Source organism: Pseudalkalibacillus sp. JSM 102089 (assembly GCF_041366475.1).
Lineage (GTDB): Bacteria > Bacillota > Bacilli > Bacillales > Guptibacillaceae > Guptibacillus > Guptibacillus hwajinpoensis_B.
This window is the reverse complement of sequence record NZ_JBEWYW010000001.1, coordinates 690,475-715,493: the sequence shown is the minus strand read 5'-3', so window position 1 is coordinate 715,493 and position 25,019 is coordinate 690,475. Positions and strand designations below refer to the sequence as shown.

The 25,019-nt window shown below is 39.4% G+C and carries 25 protein-coding genes; 17 read left to right on the top strand and 8 right to left on the bottom strand.

Annotation, left to right across the window (positions count from 1 at the left end; genetic code table 11):
* Positions 1 to 18 precede the first annotated feature (18 nt).
* Both ABVF21_RS03540 and ABVF21_RS03535 read left to right on the top strand, forming a co-directional pair.
* Positions 19 to 1,044: a cytochrome d ubiquinol oxidase subunit II gene (locus tag ABVF21_RS03540; RefSeq protein ID WP_303534903.1), complete on the top strand. Its 1,026-nt coding sequence runs from the start codon at positions 19 to 21 to the stop codon at positions 1,042 to 1,044.
* 104 nt (positions 1,045 to 1,148) lie between these two features.
* Positions 1,149 to 1,814, top strand: coding sequence for a potassium channel family protein (locus tag ABVF21_RS03535; protein ID WP_194221263.1), 666 nt, complete (start codon positions 1,149 to 1,151; stop codon positions 1,812 to 1,814).
* 50 nt (positions 1,815 to 1,864) lie between these two features.
* Here ABVF21_RS03535 and rnjA read toward each other — a convergent pair whose 3' ends face one another.
* Together rnjA and ABVF21_RS03525 are read right to left on the bottom strand one after the other, a co-directional pair.
* Positions 1,865 to 3,532 (bottom strand): ribonuclease J1, encoded by a 1,668-nt coding sequence (rnjA, locus tag ABVF21_RS03530; protein WP_194221264.1) that lies wholly within the window; start codon positions 3,530 to 3,532, stop codon positions 1,865 to 1,867.
* Between the two features lie 3 nt (positions 3,533 to 3,535).
* A complete protein-coding gene (locus tag ABVF21_RS03525; RefSeq protein ID WP_303534906.1) occupies positions 3,536 to 3,745 on the bottom strand; it encodes a DNA-dependent RNA polymerase subunit epsilon in 210 nt (69 codons plus the stop codon).
* A 430-nt stretch (positions 3,746 to 4,175) separates the two neighbouring features.
* On the opposite strand from ABVF21_RS03525, the gene ABVF21_RS03520 reads away from it, so the two are divergent.
* Positions 4,176 to 5,081, top strand: coding sequence for a DMT family transporter (locus ABVF21_RS03520; protein WP_371017492.1), 906 nt, complete (start codon positions 4,176 to 4,178; stop codon positions 5,079 to 5,081).
* Positions 5,082 to 5,138: 57 nt separating this feature from the next.
* Positions 5,139 to 5,915 carry a Cof-type HAD-IIB family hydrolase gene (locus ABVF21_RS03515; protein ID WP_303534909.1) on the top strand — a complete coding sequence of 259 codons (777 nt, stop codon included), beginning with the start codon at positions 5,139 to 5,141 and terminating at the stop codon, positions 5,913 to 5,915.
* Between the two features lie 51 nt (positions 5,916 to 5,966).
* Here the strand turns inward: ABVF21_RS03515 and def are convergent, their stop codons facing one another.
* Positions 5,967 to 6,509, bottom strand: a complete 543-nt coding sequence (gene def, locus ABVF21_RS03510) for a peptide deformylase (protein ID WP_371017491.1) — start codon at positions 6,507 to 6,509, stop codon at positions 5,967 to 5,969.
* Between the two features lie 419 nt (positions 6,510 to 6,928).
* On the opposite strand from def, the gene ABVF21_RS03505 reads away from it, so the two are divergent.
* The 5 genes from ABVF21_RS03505 to lpdA all read left to right on the top strand — a co-directional run bounded on the left by ABVF21_RS03505 (position 6,929) and on the right by lpdA (position 13,038).
* Positions 6,929 to 7,600: a YkyA family protein gene (locus tag ABVF21_RS03505; RefSeq protein ID WP_371017490.1), complete on the top strand. Its 672-nt coding sequence runs from the start codon at positions 6,929 to 6,931 to the stop codon at positions 7,598 to 7,600.
* Positions 7,601 to 8,147: 547 nt separating this feature from the next.
* Entirely contained in the window at positions 8,148 to 9,230 is a 1,083-nt protein-coding gene (pdhA, locus tag ABVF21_RS03500) for a pyruvate dehydrogenase (acetyl-transferring) E1 component subunit alpha (protein WP_194221270.1), read from the top strand.
* Between the two features lie 3 nt (positions 9,231 to 9,233).
* Positions 9,234 to 10,211, top strand: a complete 978-nt coding sequence (locus ABVF21_RS03495) for an alpha-ketoacid dehydrogenase subunit beta (RefSeq protein ID WP_159782242.1) — start codon at positions 9,234 to 9,236, stop codon at positions 10,209 to 10,211.
* 99 nt (positions 10,212 to 10,310) lie between these two features.
* On the top strand, positions 10,311 to 11,624 hold the full coding sequence (locus tag ABVF21_RS03490; protein WP_371017489.1) for a dihydrolipoamide acetyltransferase family protein: 1,314 nt from the start codon (positions 10,311 to 10,313) through the stop codon (positions 11,622 to 11,624).
* Between the two features lie 4 nt (positions 11,625 to 11,628).
* Positions 11,629 to 13,038, top strand: a complete 1,410-nt coding sequence (lpdA, locus tag ABVF21_RS03485; protein WP_224879540.1) for a dihydrolipoyl dehydrogenase — start codon at positions 11,629 to 11,631, stop codon at positions 13,036 to 13,038.
* 654 nt (positions 13,039 to 13,692) lie between these two features.
* Here lpdA and ABVF21_RS03480 read toward each other — a convergent pair.
* Positions 13,693 to 15,207, bottom strand: a complete 1,515-nt coding sequence (locus ABVF21_RS03480; RefSeq protein WP_303534919.1) for a glycine betaine uptake BCCT transporter — start codon at positions 15,205 to 15,207, stop codon at positions 13,693 to 13,695.
* Positions 15,208 to 15,562: 355 nt separating this feature from the next.
* On the opposite strand from ABVF21_RS03480, the gene ABVF21_RS03475 reads away from it, so the two are divergent.
* The gene (locus ABVF21_RS03475) at positions 15,563 to 16,438 is read left to right on the top strand and encodes a polysaccharide deacetylase family protein (protein ID WP_371017488.1); all 876 of its coding nucleotides are present in this window, start codon (positions 15,563 to 15,565) and stop codon (positions 16,436 to 16,438) included.
* A 16-nt stretch (positions 16,439 to 16,454) separates the two neighbouring features.
* Here the strand turns inward: ABVF21_RS03475 and ABVF21_RS03470 are convergent, their stop codons facing one another.
* The gene (locus ABVF21_RS03470) at positions 16,455 to 16,835 is read right to left on the bottom strand and encodes a DUF1885 family protein (protein WP_371017487.1); all 381 of its coding nucleotides are present in this window, start codon (positions 16,833 to 16,835) and stop codon (positions 16,455 to 16,457) included.
* A gap of 199 nt (positions 16,836 to 17,034) precedes the next feature.
* Between ABVF21_RS03470 and ABVF21_RS03465 the strand changes: the two genes are divergently transcribed.
* Complete coding sequence (locus ABVF21_RS03465) at positions 17,035 to 17,148, top strand: GapA-binding peptide SR1P (RefSeq protein ID WP_098443236.1); 114 nt, start codon at positions 17,035 to 17,037, stop codon at positions 17,146 to 17,148.
* Positions 17,149 to 17,187: 39 nt separating this feature from the next.
* Here the strand turns inward: ABVF21_RS03465 and ABVF21_RS03460 are convergent, their stop codons facing one another.
* Positions 17,188 to 18,663 carry an aminotransferase class I/II-fold pyridoxal phosphate-dependent enzyme gene (locus ABVF21_RS03460; protein WP_371017486.1) on the bottom strand — a complete coding sequence of 492 codons (1,476 nt, stop codon included), beginning with the start codon at positions 18,661 to 18,663 and terminating at the stop codon, positions 17,188 to 17,190.
* 388 nt (positions 18,664 to 19,051) lie between these two features.
* Between ABVF21_RS03460 and ABVF21_RS03455 the strand changes: the two genes are divergently transcribed.
* Both ABVF21_RS03455 and ABVF21_RS03450 read left to right on the top strand, forming a co-directional pair.
* The gene (locus tag ABVF21_RS03455) at positions 19,052 to 20,005 is read left to right on the top strand and encodes an NAD(P)H-dependent flavin oxidoreductase (RefSeq protein WP_303534955.1); all 954 of its coding nucleotides are present in this window, start codon (positions 19,052 to 19,054) and stop codon (positions 20,003 to 20,005) included.
* Positions 20,006 to 20,025: 20 nt separating this feature from the next.
* The gene (locus tag ABVF21_RS03450) at positions 20,026 to 20,298 is read left to right on the top strand and encodes a UPF0223 family protein (protein ID WP_194221278.1); all 273 of its coding nucleotides are present in this window, start codon (positions 20,026 to 20,028) and stop codon (positions 20,296 to 20,298) included.
* Between the two features lie 24 nt (positions 20,299 to 20,322).
* Here the strand turns inward: ABVF21_RS03450 and ABVF21_RS03445 are convergent, their stop codons facing one another.
* Complete coding sequence (locus tag ABVF21_RS03445) at positions 20,323 to 20,952, bottom strand: YktB family protein (protein WP_371017485.1); 630 nt, start codon at positions 20,950 to 20,952, stop codon at positions 20,323 to 20,325.
* A gap of 262 nt (positions 20,953 to 21,214) precedes the next feature.
* On the opposite strand from ABVF21_RS03445, the gene ABVF21_RS03440 reads away from it, so the two are divergent.
* From ABVF21_RS03440 to ABVF21_RS03430, 3 genes are all read left to right on the top strand, one after another.
* On the top strand, positions 21,215 to 21,403 hold the full coding sequence (locus ABVF21_RS03440) for a hypothetical protein (protein ID WP_371017484.1): 189 nt from the start codon (positions 21,215 to 21,217) through the stop codon (positions 21,401 to 21,403).
* A 91-nt stretch (positions 21,404 to 21,494) separates the two neighbouring features.
* Positions 21,495 to 22,337, top strand: coding sequence for an inositol monophosphatase family protein (locus ABVF21_RS03435; protein ID WP_303534927.1), 843 nt, complete (start codon positions 21,495 to 21,497; stop codon positions 22,335 to 22,337).
* On the top strand, positions 22,334 to 22,792 hold the full coding sequence (locus ABVF21_RS03430; protein WP_303534928.1) for a hypothetical protein: 459 nt from the start codon (positions 22,334 to 22,336) through the stop codon (positions 22,790 to 22,792). Before ABVF21_RS03435 ends, ABVF21_RS03430 begins: the two co-directional genes overlap by 4 nt.
* Positions 22,793 to 22,845: 53 nt before the next feature.
* On the opposite strand, the gene ABVF21_RS03425 is transcribed toward ABVF21_RS03430, so the two are convergent.
* On the bottom strand, positions 22,846 to 23,019 hold the full coding sequence (locus tag ABVF21_RS03425; RefSeq protein ID WP_194221283.1) for a DUF5325 family protein: 174 nt from the start codon (positions 23,017 to 23,019) through the stop codon (positions 22,846 to 22,848).
* Between the two features lie 151 nt (positions 23,020 to 23,170).
* On the opposite strand from ABVF21_RS03425, the gene typA reads away from it, so the two are divergent.
* Positions 23,171 to 25,003: a translational GTPase TypA gene (gene typA / locus ABVF21_RS03420; protein WP_194221284.1), complete on the top strand. Its 1,833-nt coding sequence runs from the start codon at positions 23,171 to 23,173 to the stop codon at positions 25,001 to 25,003.
* The last annotated feature ends 16 nt before the right edge of the window (positions 25,004 to 25,019 follow it).

The window sequence follows — 25,019 nt, the reverse complement described above, 5'->3', positions numbered from 1 at the left end:
ATTGAGAGGGGTGAAATAATGGACATTCAGTTAGTAGGAATAACGGTGTTATGGGTTTTTCTATATGGGTATTTGATCACAGCCTCCATAGATTTTGGGGCAGGATTCTTTGCCTATTATGGAGAACTCTCAGGAAAAGATCATATTATAAATAAAATTATTAGTCGTTATTTATCCCCAGTGTGGGAAGTGACGAATGTATTCTTTGTTTTCTTTTTTGTTGGTTTAGTAGGTTTTTTCCCTGATACTGCCTATTATTATGGAACCGCGTTGCTTGTTCCAGGTAGTATCGCGATCATACTACTAGCCATCCGAGGCTCGTTCTATGCCTTTGGAAATTACGGCGCCAAGAAAAGCAGAGTCTATACTTTTTTATATGGAGTGACAGGATTACTAATACCTGCTTCTCTGTCCACAGCGTTAACTCTATCAGAAGGTGGATTTATTGAAGAGGTGAACGGTGAAGTTAAGTTTTTGGCAGGGGAATTATTTTCAAGCTTTTATTCTTGGTCAGTCGTGCTCTTAGCGATCGTGTCGGTTCTATTTATTAGCGCCGCCTTTCTAACCTATTATGCTAGTCGAGCGAATGACCAACCTGCACTTGAGCTTTTAAGAAAATATGCACTGTTCTGGAGCGCTCCAACCATTTTATCTAGTATTCTTGTGTTCGTAGCTCTTCAGCAGCATAATCCAGTTCACTTTGAGCGAATTCTTGATTATGCCTGGTTCTTTATCGCATCTCTTTTCTGTTTCCTAGTGGCAACATATCTCATTTTTAATCGGAAAAGATATGGTACGGCTTTTATCTTTGTTATGTTGCAATTCTTCTTCGCATTCTTTGGATACGGCGTATCACATTTACCGTGGATTTTATATGACTATATTACAATCTATTCAGGGTATACGAATGAAACGACGGGGATCTACCTAGTCTTCGCTTTTATTGCAGGACTTTTTCTCCTAGTTCCTTCTTTAATATTGCTGATGAGACTCTTTTTATTTGATGCAGAGTATGTCAAAGGGAATAAGAATAATAAGTCTTAGAGAGAATATTGACACTGATGATAAGAGTGGTAGGATAGTATTGATAGTGCGTCAGCATATTTGCTGGCGCGCGTTTCTTTCTGAATGAGTAGGAGGAGTGTGCGTTGAAAAAGCAGTTTGCCGTAATTGGACTCGGCCGTTTTGGAGGAAGCATTTGTAAGTCATTAAGTCAGCAGGGGATGGAAGTCCTCGCAATTGATATGGATGAAGATAAAGTGAATGAATTTTCTTCAGTGGCTACACATGCTGTGATCGCAGATTCAACAGATGAGAGTGTTCTAAAGAACCTCGGTATTCGAAACTTTGATCACGTTATCGTAGCGATCGGGGATAACATTCAATCAAGTATTTTAACAACTTTAATTCTAAAAGAGCTTGGCGTTAGCAAAATTACGGTTAAAGCACAAAATGATTATCACGAGAAGGTTTTGAATAAAATCGGTGCTGATAAGATTGTTCACCCGGAACGTGATATGGGTGTCCGAATTGCACACAGTATGGTCTCAAATAGCGTTTTAGACTATTTAGAGCTATCTGATGAACACAGCATTGTTGAGCTTATTGCTAATTCTAGAATGGATAATAAGACGATTATTGAACTTGATATTCGGGCGAAGTATGGTGCCAATATTGTCGCTATTAAAAAAGGTGATGAGATTATTGTATCTCCTCAAGCTGATCAGAAGATCTCCAAAGGAGACATTCTTATTGTAATAGGATCAGATCAGGACATTAATCGTCTTGAACGTCAAATTTTGAACCGAGATTAATGAATAACAAAAAAGAGCCTGTCGCAAAAGCGACAGGCTCTTTTGTATAATTAAATTTCCATAATGATCGGAAGGATCATAGGGCGACGTTTCGTTTTCTCGTAAAGGAATGGTGCAAGAGTATCTGTAATTTCATTTTTAATTTCAGACCATTGACTTGTACGCTTTTCCATGACGCCATTAAGATGTTTCGATAATAGCTCTTGAGCATCATTAATCAAATCACCAGATTCTCTCATATAAACAAATCCTCGTGAAATAATATCTGGACCTGAAAGAATCTTAAACTCTTTCATGTTAATGGAGACAACGACAATAACTAGACCTTCTTCAGAGAGAATTTTACGGTCTCTAAGAACAATGTTTCCAATATCCCCGATCCCTTTACCATCTACATAAACAGAGCCAGATGGAATCTTACCGCTAATCGAAGCTTCGTTCTCGCTAAGAGCAAGAACTTCACCATTATCCATAATAAAGGAATGGTCTTGTGGAATTCCGCAATCCTGAGCAAGCTTCGTATGCATCTTAAGCATGCGATACTCACCGTGAATTGGCATAAAGAATTTTGGCTTAATGAGACGAAGCATAAGCTTCTGCTCATCTTGACCACCGTGACCAGATGTGTGAATGTCACTTAGTTTATGGTGAATCACGTCAGCGCCTGCGCGAGAAAGCTGGTTAATGATTCTTGATACACTTACCTGGTTACCAGGGATAGGTGAAGAAGAGAAGACAACTGTATCTCCAGGAATGATTTGAATTTGACGATGCGTCGCATTCGCAATTCGAGATAGAGCAGCCATTGGCTCACCCTGACTTCCTGTACAAAGAATCGTCACTTTGTTTTCAGGTAGTCGATTAATTTGATTGGCATCAATGAACGTATCTTTAGGTGCATTAATATAGCCAAGTTCTTGTCCAATTGTAATGTTGGACTCCATACTACGACCAAATACAGCTACTTTACGTCCATTTTCGACAGCTGCTTCAACCACTTGCTGTAGGCGGTGAATATTGGATGCGAATGTTGCGAAAATAACGCGTCCGTCTACTTTTCTAAAGATATCTTGAATGGTTTCACCAACGCGACGCTCGGACATTGTGAATCCAGGAACTTCACTGTTTGTGCTGTCAGAAAGAAGAGCTAGAACGCCTTCTTTACCAATCTCAGCCATTTTTGTTAAGTTTGCTGGTTCACCGACTGGTGTGAAATCAAACTTAAAGTCTCCTGTATGAACAATGTTACCTGGAGGTGTTTTAACAACAACCCCAAAGGAATCCGGAATACTGTGTGTTGTTCTAAAGAACATAACAGAAGTCTTTCTAAATTTAATAATATCTTCTTCTGTAATTTCATTTAGGGATGCCCCACGTAGAAGGCCGTGCTCTTCAAGCTTATTTCTAATAAACCCTAAAGCAAGCTTTCCTCCGTAAATAGGAACATTGATTTCACGAAGTAAGTAGGGGATGCCGCCTATATGATCTTCGTGACCGTGCGTAATAAAGAGACCTTTAATCTTATCCTGATTTTTTACGAGATAAGAATAATCAGGAATTACGTAGTCAATTCCTAATAGTTCTTCCTCAGGAAACTTAATCCCCGCATCAACAAGAATAATCTCGTCTTGAAACTGAATACCGTACATGTTTTTACCGATTTCTCCGAGTCCACCTAAAGCGAAAACGGCGGTTTGATGATTTTTAACAAATTTCATAGTCTATACATTCTCCAATTCAAAGTGCTCTGATTTTTGCTCAAACTCTAAGAAGTCATCTTCCACGGTTTGAATAAATTCGATATTAATGTCACGTTCCTTAAGCTTGTAGCGAACTTCCCGTTCAGAAGCAGCCTCTACGTATAGGCTCATTGTTCGCTCTCTTACAGGAACCTCCTTTTTAGTGCCTTGATAAAATACCTTATAAATCATTCTAAATCTCTCCTTAACTCAGACAATTTGTGTGCATCTTCGTTTATTATATAGGAAATTGGTTTCTTTTTCATGTTTCTAACCACATTTCCATAAGAAATAGGAGAATTCGCATGAATTTATGTGCAATTTACGTTAATCAATGGAATACTTCGGTTGTGGAAATAGCACATTTCTCCAGGTTTTAATTAGTTTACGTTTCATTTTACGATACATTATGCTCACCCTTCCTTTTTTTGATAACTAAGCCTAGTATTTATCAACGCTGATTGAATTAATTTGGGAAAAGGTGGATGTCATAACCGAAGACACTTGATGCCATTTAATGTAACATAAGATAGTGGTATAGCATAAGGGATGATTAGCTTTACGTAAAACTATAAATACTTAGGGCTATTTATACAAAATTACATACACAAAGGGGGTACCAATGAGACTTTATGCCGCACTTATTTCACTCAGCTTAATATGGGGCATGTCCTTCATGTTCATAAAATTAATAGTACCTATTGTAGGACCATGGGGAGTAGTGTTCTTTAGATGTTTGCTAGGTGCACTAGCTTTATTCATGTACTTACTGATCAGAAGGCGCCTTCAATTGATAAGAAAGGATCTACCCTGGGCGAGCCTTATCACGATTGGGGTAATGAATGCGCTCATTCCCTGGGGAATGATTGCATTAAGCGAAGAGCGAATTACAAGCAGTCTTGCTGCTACTCTTAATGCAACGACACCCCTTTTTACAAGCGTAATTGGTGCGCTTTTCTTCGGTAGAATTCTATTTCAAAAGCAATGGTCAGGAATTATCGTAGGGTTTATTGGAATTATCTTTCTCATTGATCTGGATATTCAGGAATTAGTGCAGGGAGATGTGTGGGGGATCTTACCTATGCTTATTGCAACAGGGTGCTATGGCTTTGCTTCCCAATTCACGAAAAAGAATTTGAAAGATGTGCCAGTTGATGTTTTGTCATTTATCACGCTTACGATTGGGGCAGTAGGCGGGGGGCTATTAATGGTCCTGTTTGGAGACGGAGGCATTGAGTTTACCTTCTTGCTACAACGTGATATTCTAATATCGCTTATTGGTCTAGGCGTGTTTGGCTCAGGTCTCGCTTATTTACTTTTCTATTATATGATTCAGAAGGGGAGTGCAGAGTTTGCCACTCTTGTAACATACCTTGTGCCAGTGACAGCTTTGATTTGGGGTAGTGTTTATTTAAATGAAGTAATTACGTTCCCTATGATCATTGGGCTGCTTTGTATTTTTATTGGTGTCTACATGTCAGGTAGGAAAGCAAATCGCGAAGTGAATTCTATAAAGAAGTCAGCTTGATTACTCGCATATTAAGGTTAGTGCTCATAGAAAAACTAGTGAAGATAGGTGAAAATAATGCACAATGAGAAAATTGTATTTTTTGATATCGATGGGACGCTTCTTGATCATAATAAACAAATCCCATCTTCAACACGAGAGTCCTTAAAAGCTTTAACCGAAAAAGGTGTCCATGTAGCGATTGCTACCGGAAGAGCTCCTTTTATGTTTGCAGATCTAAGAGAGAACCTTGGGATAGATACGTTTATTAGTTTTAATGGTCAGTATGTGAAACATCAAGAAAAGGTTGTTTTAACGAACCCTCTTAGTCGTGAAGAAATCTCTGTACTTGAAGAAGAAGCAAGGAGAAAGGGTCATCCAATGGTCTTTCTCGATCATGAAGCAATGATGAGTAATCACGATGAGCATCCACATATTATGAAAAGTATGGATGATCTTAAAATGCACTATCCTGGGTATGATCCTTCTTATTATCATTCGAGAGATATTTATCAGGCGCTATTGTTCTGTGAGAGTAAAGAAGAGAATGGATATCGCGATGCATATGGTAACCTTGATTTTATTCGCTGGCATGATTATTCAATGGATGTAATTCCTCCTGGTGGTTCAAAGGCAAGAGGCATTGAAGCTATGATCGACCATCTCGGTTTTAAACGTGAAAATACGTATGCTTTTGGAGATGCGTTGAACGATATAGAAATGTTGAAATTTGCAGGGACGGGTATAGCGATGGGAAATGGATATGATGAAGTGAAGGCAGTGGCTGATATAGTGACTGATGCAGTTGACCAAGATGGTATTCAACAAGGTCTTAAAAAAGTAGGACTACTATAATAGAAAGGGATCGCAATAATAATTGCGATCCCTTTATTAATACTTATTAAATTAGCTACCTAATGGAGAAAGTTCATTTGCCTCTTCATTATTAATTCGATCATAAAACATAACCCCGTCAAGATGGTCGATTTCATGTTGGACAACAATGGCAGGTAGTCCTTTTAATCTAAGCTTAAGAGGATTTCCTTCAGCGTCCACACCCTTTACGGTAATGCGTGCATAACGCGGTACTGCACCAGGAACTTCACGATCCACAGATAAGCACCCTTCGCCACCATCTAAATAGGTTTTTTCAACTGAATGGCTTATGATTTTAGGATTCATAATTCCATAGCTGTATAAAGTGCCTCTTTGATCAGACACATGGACAGCAATCATCCGCTTACTAATGCCAATTTGTGGCGCTGCAATACCAATACCTGAGCGCAGTTCATATTCAAGTGCAGTTTCAGGATCCTGACTATTCTTAAGAAACTCAAGCATTTCTCTTAAAGTTTGTTTATCGTCTTCTGATGCAGGAAGATCAATCTCTTTCGCTTCTTTCTCAAGAATTGGATCTCCTTCTCTGCGAATATCTTTCATGGTTAACATATCATCATTCACTCCTATTCAAAAACGGTCATTCTAATATTAATTATATTCAACTTTATGAAGGGAATAAAGAAATTGCTCTGATTTAAGCAAACTTTTTGGAAAAGTTGATTTCCTTATTTCATCACCATTAAAATCTTACAATAGTGATAGTTTAGCACAACCCAACATAACTGAAAATCCTTTAAAATGGCAAGTCTTACTAACCTTAAATAATAAAGAAGATGAGCTAACAAGAAAGCATAGAGGAGCAGGCCCCTAACATAAAAGTCTAAAGCGATAAGTGTATTAACGGAAAGGGGTTCTGATAATTTTGGGGTGTTGTAAAAATGGAGTATTCTATTGAGAACTGTCTTGTGGTATAGTAATCAGTGATGTGAAATCAATTGGTATGAATTGGATATGTGGGGGGACTTTTTTTGCTACGTAAATATCGCTTGGGAATTATTTCTCTTTTTTTCTGTTTTCTTTTAATTGGTTTAGCGGGTTGTCAATTCGGTGGTAGTACAGAAGAAAAAATGTATGATCATTTAGAAGAAGCGGTCGCGCTTGAAGATCAGTTTAGGGAACAACAAGAACCGTTAGCTAAAGCAGAAAAAAAGGAACATGAAATTTATGATGACATTGTTGCACTAAGTATGGATGAGTTCGATGAAGTCGAAAAGCTTTCAAAGGAAGCAGAAGAAAATACGGATAAAAGACTTGAGTACTTAAAAAAGGAAAAAGAAAGTATAGATGAAGCGTACAAAGAATTTGAAGAAATTAAAGATCTAACAGAAGACCTTGAAGGTGACGCTGCTAAAAAGGACGCTAAGATTCTTATTGAGACAATGGATAAGCGATATGAAGCTTATGAAAAGCTCAATAAAGAATATGAAGAAGCAGTGAAACAAGATAAGAAGCTCTACAGTTCACTTCAAGATAAAGAACTTACATTAGATCAGCTTCAGGAACAAATTAAGATTGTAAATGATCAGTACAGTAAAGTGTCTGAGCATAAAGAAGAGTTCAATAAATATACAACTGAGTTTAATGAAGCGAAAAAAGCATTTTACCAATCAGCTGAATTAGACGTAAACTACACAGAATAACCTAAGAACCGCTCAACTTGAGCGGTTCTTTTTGATCTTCTCCATTTCCTTAGTTTATAGCTCGATAAGGATAAATTAAGTTGAATGATCGTCCAACAACAAGGAAAAAAGGTAAATTGTTAGCAAAATGGACGACTTTAAATATAATCCCCCTAAATATTTACACTAGTACAGTGTGGGATTATGTAATGTAACAGTTTGGTTTTCATCTTTTAACACGCAATTATTAAATCAATTAATTGACTTGAAACTTACTGTATTGTAAACTTAAAAACGAACTTACTCATGAAGAGAAGCACTTCCTTAATCTTACTGATACAGACTATTATTCGCAGTAATACATAGCGCTAGGGATTATTTCTTCAGGATTAAGGGTATGACATTGAGTGTTGTCTTAAGTAATGCAATTTAATGAATGCTATTTGTCATTTAATAACGTTGAAATGGACATGCTAGTTATGTCTGTAAACTGAACGACCCACTCATAATTGCACTATTGCAATTCAATAATCTATCTCTTTATGAATGAAAGGATGAGGTGAAAGGTATGGGAACAAAAACCATCGAAAACATTGAAGGCCAATTCGAAATGTTCCAGATTCTAAATGAAAATGGCGAAATCGTGAACAAAGAAGCAATGCCTGAACTATCAGATGAGCAGCTTCAAGAACTAATGCGCCGCATGGTGTACACACGTATTCTTGATCAGCGTTCAATTTCTTTGAACCGTCAAGGACGTCTTGGCTTCTACGCACCAACTGCAGGACAAGAAGCTTCACAACTAGGAAGTCAGTTTGCACTTGATAAAGAGGACTGGATTCTTCCAGGTTACCGTGATGTTCCACAGATCATCTGGCACGGTCTTCCATTATATAAAGCATTCTTATTCTCTCGTGGTCACTTTGTGGGGAACCAGGCTGATGGCCTGAACGTGTTGAGCCCACAAATCATCATCGGTGCTCAAATTACACAAACTGCTGGTGTTGCACTTGGACTTAAGAAAAAAGGCAAGAAAAACGTAGCGATCACTTACACTGGTGACGGTGGTGCTTCACAAGGTGATTTCTATGAAGGAATGAACTTTGCAGGTGCATATGCTGCCCCAGCTATCTTTGTTGTGCAAAACAACCGTTTTGCAATCTCTGTTCCAGTTGAAAAGCAATCTGCAGCGAAAACAATCGCTCAAAAAGCAGTTGCGGCTGGTATCCAGGGTGTTCAAGTAGACGGCATGGACGTTCTTGCTGTTTATAAAGCAGTTACTGACGCTCGTGAACGCGCAATTAATGGCGAAGGTCCAACTCTAATTGAGACAATGACTTACCGCTATGGTCCACATACAATGGCTGGTGACGATCCAACTCGTTACCGTTCTGAAGATCTAGATAGCGAGTGGGAAAAGAAAGATCCAATCGTTCGTTTCCGCAAGTATCTTGAGAGCAAAAACCTTTGGTCTGAAGAGAAAGAAAACGAAGTAGTCGATAAAGCGAAGGAAGAAATCAAAGCTGCTATTAAAAAAGCAGATGGCACTCCTAAGCAAAAAGTGACGGATCTTATTTCTAACATGTACGAAGAGCTTCCACAGAACCTTCGTGAACAATACGAACAATATAGTGCAAAGGAGTCGAAGTAAGCTATGGCGCAAATGACAATGATTCAAGCAATCACTGATGCGATGCGTACGGAGTTGAAAAATGACGAGAACGTACTCGTATTCGGTGAGGACGTAGGTCAAAACGGCGGCGTTTTCCGTGCGACAGAAGGACTTCAAAAGGAATTTGGCGAAGATCGCGTATTCGATACTCCGCTTGCTGAATCAGGTATCGGTGGCATGTCTATCGGACTTGCACTTACTGGATTCCGTCCAGTGCCAGAAGTTCAGTTCTTTGGATTTGTATACGAAGTAATGGATGCTATTTCCGGTCAAATGGCTCGCCTTCGTTATCGTTCAGGCGGTTCTTTCCACGCGCCGATTACTGTTCGTTCACCATTTGGTGGCGGCGTTAAAACACCAGAACTTCACGCGGATAGCCTTGAAGGTCTAATGGCGCAACAGCCAGGGCTAAAAGTTGTTATCCCTTCAAACCCTTATGATGCAAAAGGACTTCTTATTTCTGCGATTCGTGATAACGATCCAGTTATTTTCCTTGAGCACATGAAGCTTTATCGTTCTTTCCGTCAGGAAGTTCCTGAAGAAGAATACACAATTGAAATTGGTAAAGCTGAAGTAAAACGTGAAGGTACTGACATCACAATCGTAACTTACGGTGCGATGGTTCAGGCTTCTCTTAAAGCTGCTGAAGAGCTTGAAAAGAACGACATTAGTGCAGAAGTAATCGACCTTCGTACGGTTAGCCCGCTCGATATCGATACAATTATTGCCTCTGTTGAAAAAACAAATCGTGCAATCGTTGTTCAAGAAGCTCAAAAGCAAGCAGGAATTGCAGCTAACGTTGTAGCAGAAATCAACGACCGCGCAATCCTAAGCCTTGAAGCACCAGTGCTTCGCGTAGCTGCACCTGATACTGTATTCGCATTCTCAGCTGCTGAAGATGTATGGCTTCCTGATCACACTGACATCATCGAAAAAGCTACACAAGTAGTTAATTTCTAATTAACTTTTTATAAAAAAACATGAAGTGAAGCCGCATTATGCGCTTCGCTTCAGATCTTATATGAGCAAAATTTTTCTACAATTAGGAGGCGAAGTCCCGTGGCATTTCAATTTAAGATGCCGGATATCGGTGAAGGTATCCATGAAGGCGAAATCGTAAAATGGTTTGTTAAATCCGGAGATGAAGTAAAAGAAGACGATATTCTTGCAGAAGTACAAAACGACAAAGCTGTTGTTGAAATCCCTTCTCCAGTAGACGGAACAGTTAAAGAAGTTCACGCTGAAGAAGGTGCAACTGTTATTGTTGGAGATGTAGTCATCACTTTCGACGCAGAAGGTTATGAAGATGCAGAAGAAGAACCAGCAGCTGAACAGCCGCAAGCTGAAGAAGAAGCTCCTAAAGCAGAAGCTAAATCAGAAGCGAAAGAAGACAGCGCTGGATCAAAACCACTTCCTGAAGACGACGAAGAAACAGACCCTACTAAACGCGTTATCGCTATGCCAGCAGTACGTAAGTATGCTCGTGAAAACGGCGTAAGCATTGCTAAAGTATCTGGTTCTGGTAAGAATGGTCGCGTTGTGAAAGAAGATATCGACACTCACTTGAATGGTGGAGGCGAAGCAGCTTCTGAAGCTCCAGCAGCGACAGAAGAAAAAGCTGAAGCGAAGCAAGAAGCTTCTACTACATCTGCACAGCCACAAGCATCTGCACAACCAGAAACTCGTGAGAAGATGAAAGGTATGCGTAAAGCAATTGCTAAAGCAATGGTTAACTCGAAGCATACTGCTCCACACGTAACTCACATGGATGAAATTGTTGTAACAGATCTTGTTGCTCACCGTAAGAAGTTCAAACAATATGCTGCAGACAAAGATGTGAAGCTAACTTACCTTCCATACGTTGTAAAAGCACTTGTTTCTGCACTTCGCGAATTCCCAATGTTGAATGCATCTATTGATGATTCTACTGACGAAATCGTACACAAGCATTACTACAACATCGGTATCGCTGCTAACACTGACGCTGGACTAGTTGTTCCAGTTGTGAAAGAAGCAGACCGTAAGCCACTTCTTAATGTTTCATCTGAAATTAATGAGTTGGCTAAAAAAGCTCGCGATGGTAAACTATCAGGGGACGATATGAAAGGTAGCACATGCACTATTTCTAACTTGGGTTCTGCTGGTGGTCAATGGTTTACCCCAATCATCAACAACCCGGATGCTGCTATTCTTGGTATTGGTCGTATTGAGGAGAAGCCAGTTGTTATCGACGGAGAAATCGTTGCTGCACCTGTTCTTGCTCTATCGATCAGCTACGACCACAGACTTATTGATGGCGTAACAGCACAACTTGCTCTTAACCACATCAAGCGTCTGTTGAACGATCCACAACTCTTAATGATGGAGGCGTAATAATATGGTAGTAGGAGATTTTCCAATCGAATTAGACACACTTGTAGTAGGAGCTGGACCAGGTGGATATGTTGCTGCAATCCGTGCAGCACAGCTTGGTCAGAAAGTTGCCATTGCTGACAAAGGAACTCTAGGCGGAGTTTGCTTAAACGTCGGCTGTATTCCTTCAAAAGCAATGATTAATGCATCTCATAAATATGAGTCTGCAAAGCATTCCGATGATATCGGAATCACTGCTGAGAACGTGAGCGTTGACATGAAGAAAGTTCAGGAGTGGAAGTCTTCTGTTGTTGACAAGCTTACTGGTGGCGTAGCAGGACTTATGAAATCAAATAAAGTTGATGTTATCAGTGGTGAAGTTTATTTCGTCGATAAGAACACAGTTCGTATCATGGACGAAAAGAACTCTCAAACGTATACATTCAACAACTGCATCATCGCAACAGGATCTCGCCCAATCGAACTTCCAAGCTTCAAATGGAGCAAGCGCGTTATTTCTTCAACTGGTGCACTTGCACTTGACGAAGTTCCTAAGAAAATGGTTGTTATCGGGGGAGGATACATCGGTATCGAACTTGGTACTGTGTACGCAAACTTTGGTACTGAAGTAACAATCCTTGAAGGTACGAAGCAAATTCTACCTGGATTCGAAAAACAAATGAGCTCTCTTGTTTCTCGTCGTCTTAAGAAGAAAGGTAATGTAGAAATCATTACTCAAGCTCTTGCACAAGGCGTTGAAGAAACAGAAGACGGCGTAACAGTAACAGCAGAAATCAAAGGTGAAACGCAGACGTTTGACGCTGATTATGTACTAGTTACAGTTGGTCGTAAGCCTAATACAAATGAAATCGGTCTTGAAGAACTTGGCGTTGAAATGACGGACAAAGGTCTTGTGAAGATTGATAAGCAGTGTCGTACAAACTTCGATAACATCTATGCTATTGGTGATATCGTAGAAGGTCCTGCACTTGCTCATAAAGCTTCTTACGAAGGTAAAGTAGCTGCAGAAGCGATCAGTGGTGAAAACTCTGTGATTGACTATCTTGCAATTCCTGCGGTTGTTTTCTCTGACCCAGAACTCGCTTCAGTTGGTTACACTGAACAAGAAGCAAAAGATCAAGGATTCGATGTGAAAGCATCTAAATTCCCATTCGGCGCTAACGGCCGTGCATTGTCTCTTAACGACAGTGAAGGATTCATGAAGCTTATCACTCGTAAAGAAGATGGCCTAGTGATCGGCGCTCAAATTGCTGGTCCTAACGCTTCTGATATGATTGCTGAGCTTGGTCTTGCAATCGAAGCTGGTATGACAGCTGAAGACATTGCGCTTACAATTCATGCTCACCCAACACTTGGAGAAATTACTATGGAAGCTGCTGAAGTAGCTCTAGGTACTCCAATTCACATTGGTTAATAATTAATATAAAAACTCCAGAGACGATAGTCTCTGGAGTTTTTATATGGAGAATGAGCAGACCGCTCATGATAATTTTATAATTCATTCAAGTCGATTCAATTGCTCTGATTAGTTAATAGAGGTTGGAAATGCACCACATTCATAAATATAACCGAATGGATTAGGTATGTTTAGTTTTCTTTATTTATTGGAAACTAAATATAGAAATGAAGCGATTAGGAGATGTACTTACACATACATTTGAGAATAGGACACTGTATCATACGGAGGTGCCGTTCCATGTATGGAAAAGTTATTTGCATTCAGCTTTTGATCTGGTTTGCTTTTTTTCAACTTGTTTATTATTCTCCTAGAGATCATATTGGATTTAAGATTATATTATTTTTAGTTTTTCTTTATCTTATTCTAACCATTTCTGTTCAAATGGTTAGAATAGGTAGAGAGCTTATCTATTTGATTTCTTTTTCTTCTACTCTGGCATTCATTATTATCTATCTATACCATTTGATTTGATGGACGTATCTATTTAAAGATTAGGCTTTCTACGGTTGGTTATAGATTATAAACTAATTTCGATAACGTTCATTAATATAATAGTTAGAAGGTAAATGAAAAAGCGTCCTACCAAGAGGGTAGGACGCTTTTTGTGTTTTATGATTTTGGATCATCTTTCTTAGGTGGTCTAGGAGGTATCTTCTCTTGTTTGAAGGCTTTAATGAGAGAAATGACCATTCCTATTATAATGATAGCAAACGGGAATGCAGCGATGATAGAAGCCGTTTGAAGGGCTCCTAATCCTCCAGACCAAAGCAGAACTGCAGCAGCAGATGACTGAATCACACCCCAAGTTAATTTCACTTTGGTGGAAGGATTCATGCTACCGTTCGTCGTTTGCATTCCAAGGACGAATGTTGCTGAGTCAGCTGAAGTAATAAAGAATGTGCTGATTAGTAAAATGGCAATAATCGACATGGTTGTTCCAAGTGGATATTGCTCAAGTACAGCGAATAGCGCAACTTCCATACCTTGGTTATTGATAATGTCGTAAATACCTGTTCCTGCCATATCAAGTGAAATAGCTGACCCTCCAAATACGGAGAACCATAATCCACCAAAGATTGTCGGAACTAAAAGGACACCAAGAACAAATTCTCTGATCGTTCGACCTTTTGATACACGAGCAATAAATGTTCCAACGAATGGAGCCCAAGCAATCCACCATGCCCAATAGAAGATTGTCCAGCTCTGGATCCAAGACGACCCTTCAAAAGGTCTCATACGGAGACTCATACTTGGTAGGTTTTGAATGTAAGATCCAAGTGTAGATGTGAAGAGGTCCATAATAAAGTTTGTAGGTCCTGCGAATAACAGGAAGAACATGAGCAAGATCGCTAGCACAATGTTTGTATTACTTAAATACTTAATCCCTCTTGAAATCCCCGTTGAAGCAGAGATCATATAGAGGACAGTTACAATAAGAATAATGATTAACTGTGTTGTAAATGAATTTTCAATGCCTGTTAAATAGGAAATTCCTCCGCCTATTTGAGAAGCACCAAAGCCAAGTGACGTCGCGACACCAAATACAGTTGCAATGACAGCAATAACGTCGATAAGTTTACCAATTGGTCCATTTACACGTTCTCCAAGAATTGGATAGAAAATCGCACTGATTAAGCCTGGTGCACCTTTTCTAAATTTAAAGAATGCAAGTGCGAGAGCAACGACTGTGTAAATTCCCCACGGGTGAAGTCCCCAGTGGAAGAAGCTGTATTGAAAGGCTAGTCGCGCTGCTTCATCTGACTGACCAGCTGCCCCAGCTGGAGGATCATAGTAGTGGAACATCGGCTCTGCTACACCCCAGAATACAAGTCCAATCCCCATTCCGGCTGAGAAAAGCATAGCAAACCATGTAATTAGGTTATATTCAGGTACATCGGTTTCTTTACCAAGTCGAAGTCTTCCATACTTCGAAAAGATAAGATAAATCGCAAAAATAAGAAAGCCTGACGCTGCTAATAAATAAAACCATCCAAACTTCACTTGAAGAAAGCTTTGAAGGGAGCTTGTAGTCGAATCTAATGACTCAGGAGAAATCGTTCCCCAAGAAATAAAGATTAGAGACAGAAGTACAGAGATAATAAAGACTGCTGTAAGCTTATTCAAATTTCATCATCACCTTTCTAAATTAATTCCAAAAAATAGTACTGTCATCTGAAAGCACTTTTATACACAGGAAATAAAATGTATGTGTACTCAATGTTACCTGTCGTTACCAAAACTATGCAGGTAAGCGCCCTATTCCCTTTTATTAACAGGCTTCAGGACAAGTCAAGCAAAAGACACGTTGTCTAGTATATTTGTTGTTATAAACGTTGTAAAGGAAAAAACCATGTCAGAAAGGAAGTCGGAATAGTTGAAAAATAGATGGGTGGATAGTTGGTTATTTGTGACAATTTCCTCTTTATACTGTTCATTAATTCGTTTATGATGAAATGAGACTAGATAAGGGGAGAGAGAAATGACAAACACATTGAAATGGATGACATTAGCGCTTTTGCTTTTTGTAGCAGCGTGTTCTACAAATGCTGGTTCACAAGAAAATTCAGAAGCATCAACGAATGAAGCAAACAATAGTGAAGTTTCAAATGAGCAAGAGACAAACGAAGAAACAAATAAAGAAGAAACAGATTCAGACGCGACAAATAATGCTGAATCAGAGGATCAGAAAGAAGAAGAAGCTACTGCAGAAGTAGTAGAGCCTGAATATCGACTTAACGAAGCTTTTTGGGGTTTTGAACCGATAAATGATGCTCCTGCTGAAGCGGTTCTACTTACAATTGACGATGCTCCAGACACGAATGCAGTAGAAATGGCAAAAACATTAAAAGAACTAGATGCTCCTGCCATTTTCTTTATTAATGGTCATTTTATTGATACAGATGAAGAAAAAGCAAGGTTAAAAGAAATTTATGATATGGGCTTTGAAATAGGAAACCATACGATGACGCATGCTGATCTCAAAACATTATCAGAAGAAGAGCAAAAAGAAGAGATATTGAAGGTAAATGAAATGATCGAAGAAGTAATTGGAGAAAAGCCGAAATTCTTTAGAGCACCATTTGGATCTAATACTGACTTTTCGAAGTCATTAGCCGATGAAGAAGGCATGCTCGTGATGAATTGGACATATGGGTATGACTGGGTGAAGGAATATCAAAGTGAAGATGCAATCAAAGACATTATGGTAAATTCACCGCTACTTCAAAATGGGGCAAACTTACTTATGCATGACCGTGATTGGACAGCTGCTGCCTTAGGAGATATTGTGAAAGGATTAAGAGATAAAGATTATAACTTAATTGACCCTGAAGAAATTGAACCTTTAAAAAAATAAACAGCCATTTGGCTGTTTATTTTTTTGCGTAATACATTGTTCTACCGTTAAAAAGAGTAAGATCGGCCTGTAATTTATTTGCAAGAAATTTACACAATTCATTCGCTTTCGCTTTATCACCGTGAGTGGATTGATCCGGTAGAACAATCTGAAGTTTGCTGTCTACTAAACCGATGATAATCATCCGATAATCACTATGTTTTCCTTTTAAATAAAACCAAATGTCTCTATCCACTTGTTCAATCATAGTGTAGGGGAAAGCAGACTCACTATAGGACCAAGAAAGTTGCTCTCCAGTTTTGGATGTTATGTCCGTGTAGTAGGAAAGTAAGCTTTTAATATGCTCAAGTGATAGTTCATCTTCCGTTTTTGGTTTTAAGTAAGCACTTTGAGGCATGATCATTCCTCCCATCGTCATATAATAAAGTGTACAGTGTAAATTGTATTCTGACAATTGGTCGTTCATCCACACATATTGGACACAAAAAGAATATAATGTGATATACAATATAGTGTTGACAAATCAATTGTGACACACTATTATGAAGTTAAGCGAAACGGAAGCGTTTTCAAAACTAACTTAAGGGGTGTTGAGAATGGGTATTATCATTTGCCAAACTTGCGAAAAAACAATTGATCACGTACATGAAGAGAAGGTAAGTACACTTTATAGCAGATGCCCGGAATGCAATAAAAAAGATAAAAAATAACGTATATAGCAAAGAAAGAGGCGGCCAATTGGCCGCCTCTTATTTAATGGCTTTATATTCTTTAATGACCCGAATGTGAACTAATTCGTCGTCCTCAGGCCCCTGAACCGGTAGTCCAGCTTCAATGTTTTCTTCGATATATGTTAAGTTTTCTTCTGTAATGATTTCACCTGGGATGAAGATTGGAATTCCGGGTGGATAAACCATCACAAATTCTGCAATGACACGACCTGCCGATTCTTTAAATGGAATCACCTCTGTTTCAGAATAAAAAGCATCTCGAGGTGAAACAGCTAGAATCGGGATATCTGGAGCGTGAACATCAAACTTTTTAGTGATTGAACCTTCTGTCTCTTTGAAGGCGTCTACCATGTCTTTTAGAGCATGAACAAGAGCGGTGGTTGTTTCCTCGGTATCGCCAGGAGTTACAATACATAATAGGTTATACAAATCAGAGAGCTCTACTTCAAGGTTCGCTTCTTTTCGAAGCCAAACTTCAGCTTCATAACCAGTAATTCCAAGGTCATGAACAGAAATGATTAATTTCGTTGGATCATAATCGTAAGTAGCGTTCGTTCCAAGGATTTCTTGCCCAACACAATATAGAGGAGAAATATCATTTATTTGCTTTCGCGCTTCTTCTGCAAGTTGTATGGAGCGTTCAATTAAATCATATCCATCCATGACCAATCTTTTTCTTGCAACGTCAAGAGAAGCAAGAAGGATATACGAAGTGGAAGTAGTTGTTAGCATGCTAATAATGGTTTGGACGCGTTTTGCAGAAACAAGCCCTTCTTTTACATTAAGGACGGAACTTTGTGTCATTGATCCCCCTAATTTATGCACACTTGTAGCTGCCATATCTGCACCTGCTTGCATAGCTGAAACGGGCAGTCGCTCGTGGAAGTGAATGTGAACACCGTGAGCTTCGTCAACTAATACAGGAACGTCATACTCATGAGAAATCGTGACAATCTCTTCAAGATTAGCAGATATACCAAAATAGGTGGGGTTAATGACAAGGACACCTTTTGCGTCAGGGTGCTGTTCTAATGCTTTCTTAACGGCTATAGGAGTAATGCCGTGGGAGATGCCAAGCTTAGGGTCAATTTCTGGATGAATAAATACAGGTGTTGCGCCGGAGAAAATGATTGCAGACATAACAGACTTATGAACATTTCTCGGGACAATAATTTTATCTCCTGGTGAACATACAGTCATGACCATTGTCATGATTGCACCGCTTGTACCTTGAATAGAGAAAAAGGTTGCGTCAGCGCCAAAAGCTTCAGCAGCTAGATCCTGTGCTTGCTTAATCATACCGTGTGGATGATGGAGGTCATCAAGTGGTTGAATGTTAATTAAATCAATTGACAGGGCGTTTTCGCCTATGAAAGAACGAAATTCAGGATCTATGCCAGAGCCTTTTTTGTGGCCGGGTATATGAAATTGAATAGGGTTTTTGTTAGCGTGGTTTACTAAACCAGTGAACAATGGTGTTTCGTGTTGTTGCAAATCCAGCACCTCTTTATTTATACTTTGGTTAAATGAATAACGTTGTAGATCGTCTGCTCTTTTATACCGAATGAGCCGAAAATCTTGAAATCAGTAATATAGCTTATACGTTACTAGATAAAGCCCTCCACAGTAGTTTGTGGAAAGCGGGTTTAGTCTAAGTGAACTTTTTGTATAGCCAGATATGGCACTTAAAAGAAGAACATTGGTTATAGGACTTCTTTCTGCCTTAAACAAACTGAGTATAATCACATGAGGGATAATTTGCAAGTTTTATTTTAAACCCATGCTTATAGATCAACTATATAAGGAAGCATCGTTCCTAGAACAGAAAAGAGGAGATCACTTCTAACTCTCGAAATGGGTTATCATAAGGAGAGGATTCATGATGAAGTGGAATACGCGAATTACTCAGTTATTAGGTATTGAAAGACCAATCGTTCAAGGGGGTCTCGCCTATCTTGCATATCACGAATTAGCTTCTGCTGTTAGCAACGCAGGAGGATTAGGGCAGCTCACAGCTATGTCTATGGAGTCAGCAACACTGCTTAAAGAAGAAATCGCCCTTACTAAAAGTCTCACCGATAAGCCATTTGGAGTGAACTTTGCGATTGGTCAACACGGAAGACCCTTTGAGCATATGCTTGAAGCAGCCATTCACGAAGGGGTGGAGATCATTTCGGTTACCGGTGGAAACCCTAAGCCGGTATTTGATATGGTAAAAGGAACGAATGTGAAAGTTCTTGTTTTGACTGCTAGTAAAAGACAAGCAGTAAAAGCAGAAGAGTTAGGAGCTACTGCAGTAATGGTTGTCGGGCAAGAGGGGGGAGGACATCTTGGAAAGGATGATATTGGTACGATGGTACTCGTTCCTCAAGTAGTTGATGCTGTGTCTATTCCGGTTATTGCTTCAGGAGGAATAGGTGATGGACGAGCGCTAATGGCTTCTCTCGCACTTGGCGCTGAGGGAATTGAAATGGGTACACGATTTATTGCTACAAAAGAATGTACCCATGCTCATGATGTTTACAAGCGTCGTTTGCTTCAAGGGTCTGAAACGGATACTATGATTATTAAGCGTAGTATTGGAGCACCTGCAAGAGTTATTAGGAATGTGTTTGCTCAAGAGATTTCACAAATTGAAGCAAATCAGGGAGGATATGACCTTCTTAAAGAATACATAAGCGGTGAAGCAAACAGGAAATTTATATATGATGGAAAAGAAGAGGAAGGCTTTGCTTGGGCAGGTCAGGTTATGGGAGCGATCAATGATGTTCCTTCAGTAGCGGAGTTATTTGATCGTATGGATAAAGAAGCAAACGAAATTCGATTAAAATGGTAAAGTGAGAAAGGAGATTGAAAATGGAAGTGCAATATCCTATTTCAATTGATTGGAGTAAAGAAGAAGTCATCAAAGTTGTGAACTTTTTTCAATTAATTGAGCAAACATATGACAGAGGGGTTCATAAGGGCGAATTGATTAGTAGCTATCATGCATTTAAAGATGTCGTTCCCTCTAAATCAGAGGAAAAGCAGATATTTAGACAGTTCGATAAAGAGACAGGATTTTCAACTTATCATGTAGTTAAAGAAGCAAGAGAAACAGAACGCGATAAAGTAAAAATGAATAAATAAAAACCAGGGGATTATTCCCCTGGTTTATTTTGTTGCTTGAAGTGAAAGTTGATAGATAGGCATTAGGGTCTCAAAAGTTTGTTTGACCTCTTCAATAAATTTCTCTCCATCATTCAATAAAGGGTCGTCACTGGCAAAATGACGACCAACTAGAAATTCGCCCTTCTTTACATCTCTAAAGCGGGTGAGTACTTTATCCAGATCACTATCCTTGATGGGGTGACTTGCTTTTTTCTTAGTGTGGTCAGTAGAGATCCAATATGAAGTTGGAATATCTTTCTTTAGTTCATTTAAGTGATCTAAAAATAAGGAAGCTATTTGTGGCTTTCCTGGAAGCTCGTAAATGTATGCAAGCCATACAAAGACATGATCATCAAAAAGCCCGATTTGAAAGTGAGGATGCATTTTGTACCCGCGTTTGTTATGCGAAAACGCCATCCACGTATCAACGGGAGGATTCTTCGTTCGTCTTGCATGACGAGCAATGTGAAGGTGCATCTCATTTCCAGCAAGAATCTCAAGATCGCTTTTAACTTCCTCGCTAATGGCAGTGAATTTTGGTTGAATACGCTCTTGTATGGCTTCCATTCGAGCCTCAAGTCCATCAATTTCGAATGATTGAAAATCAGTTTGAGTAAATCCTTTAAAAGACATATTATCCTCCAATACGACAAAAAATTTATATTCTTATAGTAACATAGACCGAACATTTACATATAAAATGACGATTGGTGTGTCATGATAGGTTTGAAATGTGCGAAAAAGAGGAAAAATAGAAACAAATAAAGAGGTTGCATAGTCGACAGGTAAAGCATAAGATATATTAATCAAAGCAGAAATATCAGAATATTCCGTCTTATAGCCGGATCTGATGACTATGACTGCTTAATCGAATTTGAGAGGGGTGTAGGTTACCATGAAACAAGTGATTCAGTCATTGCAAAGAAACGAGGCAGAGAAGCGGATCCCGGTGCTGAGAATGGAAATTGACTATGAGCTGGCAACACTACACGATGCAATGACGGCTAGTGATCAGGATGAAATGAAGAGATGTAAAATGAAGCTAGAGGAGCTTCGAAAAGAAATGGTCAGATTAGAAGCTTAATGAAGCGAACCTTGCAAAAAGGTTCGTTTTTTCTTCTTTTCCTGTCATAATAAGAGGTAGAAAGAAAATTAAGGCAAAAGGAGATCGAACCATGACACAGCACACAAACTGGGACAATGTATATGAAGATGCAATCAGATGGATACGAGAAGCGGGTCAAGAGATCATGGCTTCCTTCACAACTTCCTTTAAGATTGATACTAAAAGCAATCCAAACGATCTCGTAACGGATATTGATAAACAAACGGAGAAGTTTTTTATTGAGAAAATTAAGGGAGCTTACCCAAGTCATCGAATCATGGGCGAAGAAGGTTTTGGTGATAATATAGAACAGTTGAACGGCATTATTTGGTTTTTAGATCCTATTGATGGAACGATGAATTTCGTTCATCAACAAACGAATTTCGCTATATCGATCGGGATATACGAAGAGGGAGTAGGGAAACTGGCGTTTATTTATGATGTAACGAAGGACGAGTTGTATCATTGTAAAAAAGGTTCAGGAGTTTATTTAAATGATGAGAAAATCAAACCGTTGAAAACGACTAACCTTTCAGAATCCCTTCTTGCTATTAACGCGACCTGGGTAACAGAAAATCATCGAATAGACCCTCGCACGTTCTCACCTCTTCTTAAAAAAATCCGTGGAACACGTTCTTATGGTAGTGCAGCTATTGAATTAGCGTACGTAGCAGCGGGTCGACTTGATGGGTATGTTTCCCTGCGACTTGCTCCGTGGGATTTTGCTGCTGGTAAAATGTTAATCGAGGAAGGCGGAGGGATATGTACAACAGTTGATAACAAAGAGATTGATTTACTTGATAAGAATACAATTTTTGCTGGTACTGAATTATTCCATACTGAGGTCCAAAAAGAATACATTCAGCCTGCGCTTGATCAAAATTATTACTTAAGAACTCCTTCTTCAAGATGAGGTTGTTTACAGCTCCTGAATCTCAAGAAAATATTGCTGAGCTTCTTTTTGAGTGGACGCAAGAAGACGAAACATGGCTTCTTGAAGAATTTGGTCGAATCCCATTATTCGAAGATATGGTTTCATACATACAAACATATGAAGGAATGGGCTGCGAGTTTAATGTATGGTTCTACGGCGATCTACCGGTAGCGATTACGGCCGTTCTTGACGATGCACCGTCTAATCAAAAATCATGGTTAGGGACAATTGTTGTTCATCCTATGAAGCGAAGGTCGGGCATTGGTCGTAGCGTTATTCTCACCCTCTTAAGTAAAAAAAACAATGTTGTTTTTTCAGGTATTCCTTATGATCTGAACGAATGGAGTCTTTTTTTAGGTAAGTGTGGATTCGAGCAATACGGAATTGAAGAAGAGGGAAAGAAATATTTGATTTTGGTCCACCCAAATGGGTGAAAGGTAAATAGATAAAAGAGCTGTTCTATTTGAACAGCTCTTTTCATGTGATCTTATAGTTCTGCTTTACGTTTAATACGAAAGCCCATTCCCATAAAGAAACCTACTCCGATAAATGAAAGAAGCCCGCCGATCCAGCTTTGCTCAGCTATAGATACGCCGATTGCACACATGCTTGCAACCGCTAGAATGGCCATTAAGAGTAAAAGGAAATTATGCTTGTTCATGTAGAAAGCCCCCTTTATAGTACTAGTGTACAATAACCGTGTGGCTGGTGAAAGAAGAGAAATTTCGCGTATAGCGATATCTGTGTTATAATGGTCTAGTTATTGAGTTTATCGTCAGAAATAAGGCGAGAATACGAGGAGAGAATAATTAATGGCAATAAGAGAAGATATTCGTAACATCGCAATCATTGCCCACGTTGACCACGGCAAAACGACGTTGGTAGACCAAATGCTACACCAGTCTGGAACGTTTCGTGATAACGAGCAAGTAAGCGAACGTGCGATGGATTCGAACGACCTTGAGAGAGAACGCGGGATCACGATCCTTGCTAAAAATACGGCAATTAACTATGAAGACAAACGAATCAACATCATGGATACACCTGGACATGCCGATTTCGGTGGTGAAGTTGAACGTATCATGAAAATGGTAGATGGCGTTCTTCTAGTTGTTGACGCTTATGAAGGGTGTATGCCACAGACACGTTTCGTGCTTAAGAAGGCTCTTGAGCAGAAGCTTACACCAATTGTAGTTCTTAACAAAATTGACCGTCCTGCAGCACGTCCTGAAGAAGTTGTGGATGAAGTAGTTGATTTATTTATTGATCTTGGCGCGGACGAAGATCAGCTGGACTTCCCAGTAGTTTATGCTTCAGCAATCAACGGTACAGCTAGTCTTGATCCTGAAGTACAGGATGACGATATGAAAGTTCTTATGAACACAATTATTGATAACATTCCTGCACCTCTAGATAACAGTGACGAGCCTCTTCAATTCCAGATTACACTTCTTGATTACAACGACTATCTTGGAAGAATTGGAATTGGTCGTGTGTTCAGAGGAACAATGAAAGTTGGCCAACAGGTAGCCCTGATGAAGGTCGATGGAACAGTGAAGCAATTCAGAGTGACTAAGCTCTTTGGTTTCATTGGATTGAAGCGTACTGAGATCGAAGAAGCGAAAGCTGGCGACCTTGTAGCGGTTTCTGGTATGGAAGAAATCAACGTAGGTGAAACAGTTTGTCCTTACGATCATCAGGAAGCACTTCCTATCCTTCGTATTGACGAGCCTACTCTTCAGATGACGTTCCTTGTAAACAATAGTCCTTTTGCTGGTAAAGAAGGTAAATACATTACAAGTCGTAAAATTGAAGAGCGTCTTAGAGCTCAGCTTGAAACTGACGTAAGTCTTCGCGTTGAAAATACAGATTCTCCAGATGCATGGGTTGTCTCAGGACGTGGTGAACTTCACCTTTCAATCCTAATTGAGAACATGCGTCGTGAAGGATATGAGCTTCAAGTTTCAAAACCTGAAGTTATCGTTCGTGAAGTAGACGGCGTTGCAAGTGAGCCTGTTGAACGCGTTCAAATCGACGTACCTGAAGACTACACTGGTTCTGTAATGGAATCACTTGGTGAGCGTAAAGGTGAAATGGTTAACATGGTAAACAACGGTTCAGGTCAAGTTCGCCTTGAATTCATGGTTCCTGCTCGTGGTTTGATTGGTTACTCAACTGAGTTCCTAACACAAACACGTGGATATGGTATTATTAACCATACATTTGAAACATATATGCCTCTTATTAGCGGTCGAGTAGGTGGACGTCGTGCTGGTGTTCTTGTTTCAATGGAAAAAGGAAAAGCATCAGAATACGGTATTATGGGTGTTGAAGACCGCGGTACAATCTTCGTAGCTCCAGGTACTGAAGTTTACGAAGGAATGATCGTTGGGGAACACACTCGTGAGAATGACATCACGGTTAACATCGTTAAAGTGAAGCAGATGACGAATATGCGTTCTGCCAACAAAGACCAAACGGTTTCTATGAAGAAGCCTCGCGTTCTAACTCTTGAAGAAGCACTTGAGTATTTGAACGATGATGAGTATTGCGAAGTAACACCGGATTCAATCCGTCTTCGTAAGAAAATCCTTGATAAGAACGAACGTGAAAAGAACGCTAAAAAGAAAAAAACAGCCCAATAAGGGTGTCTAATGCGAT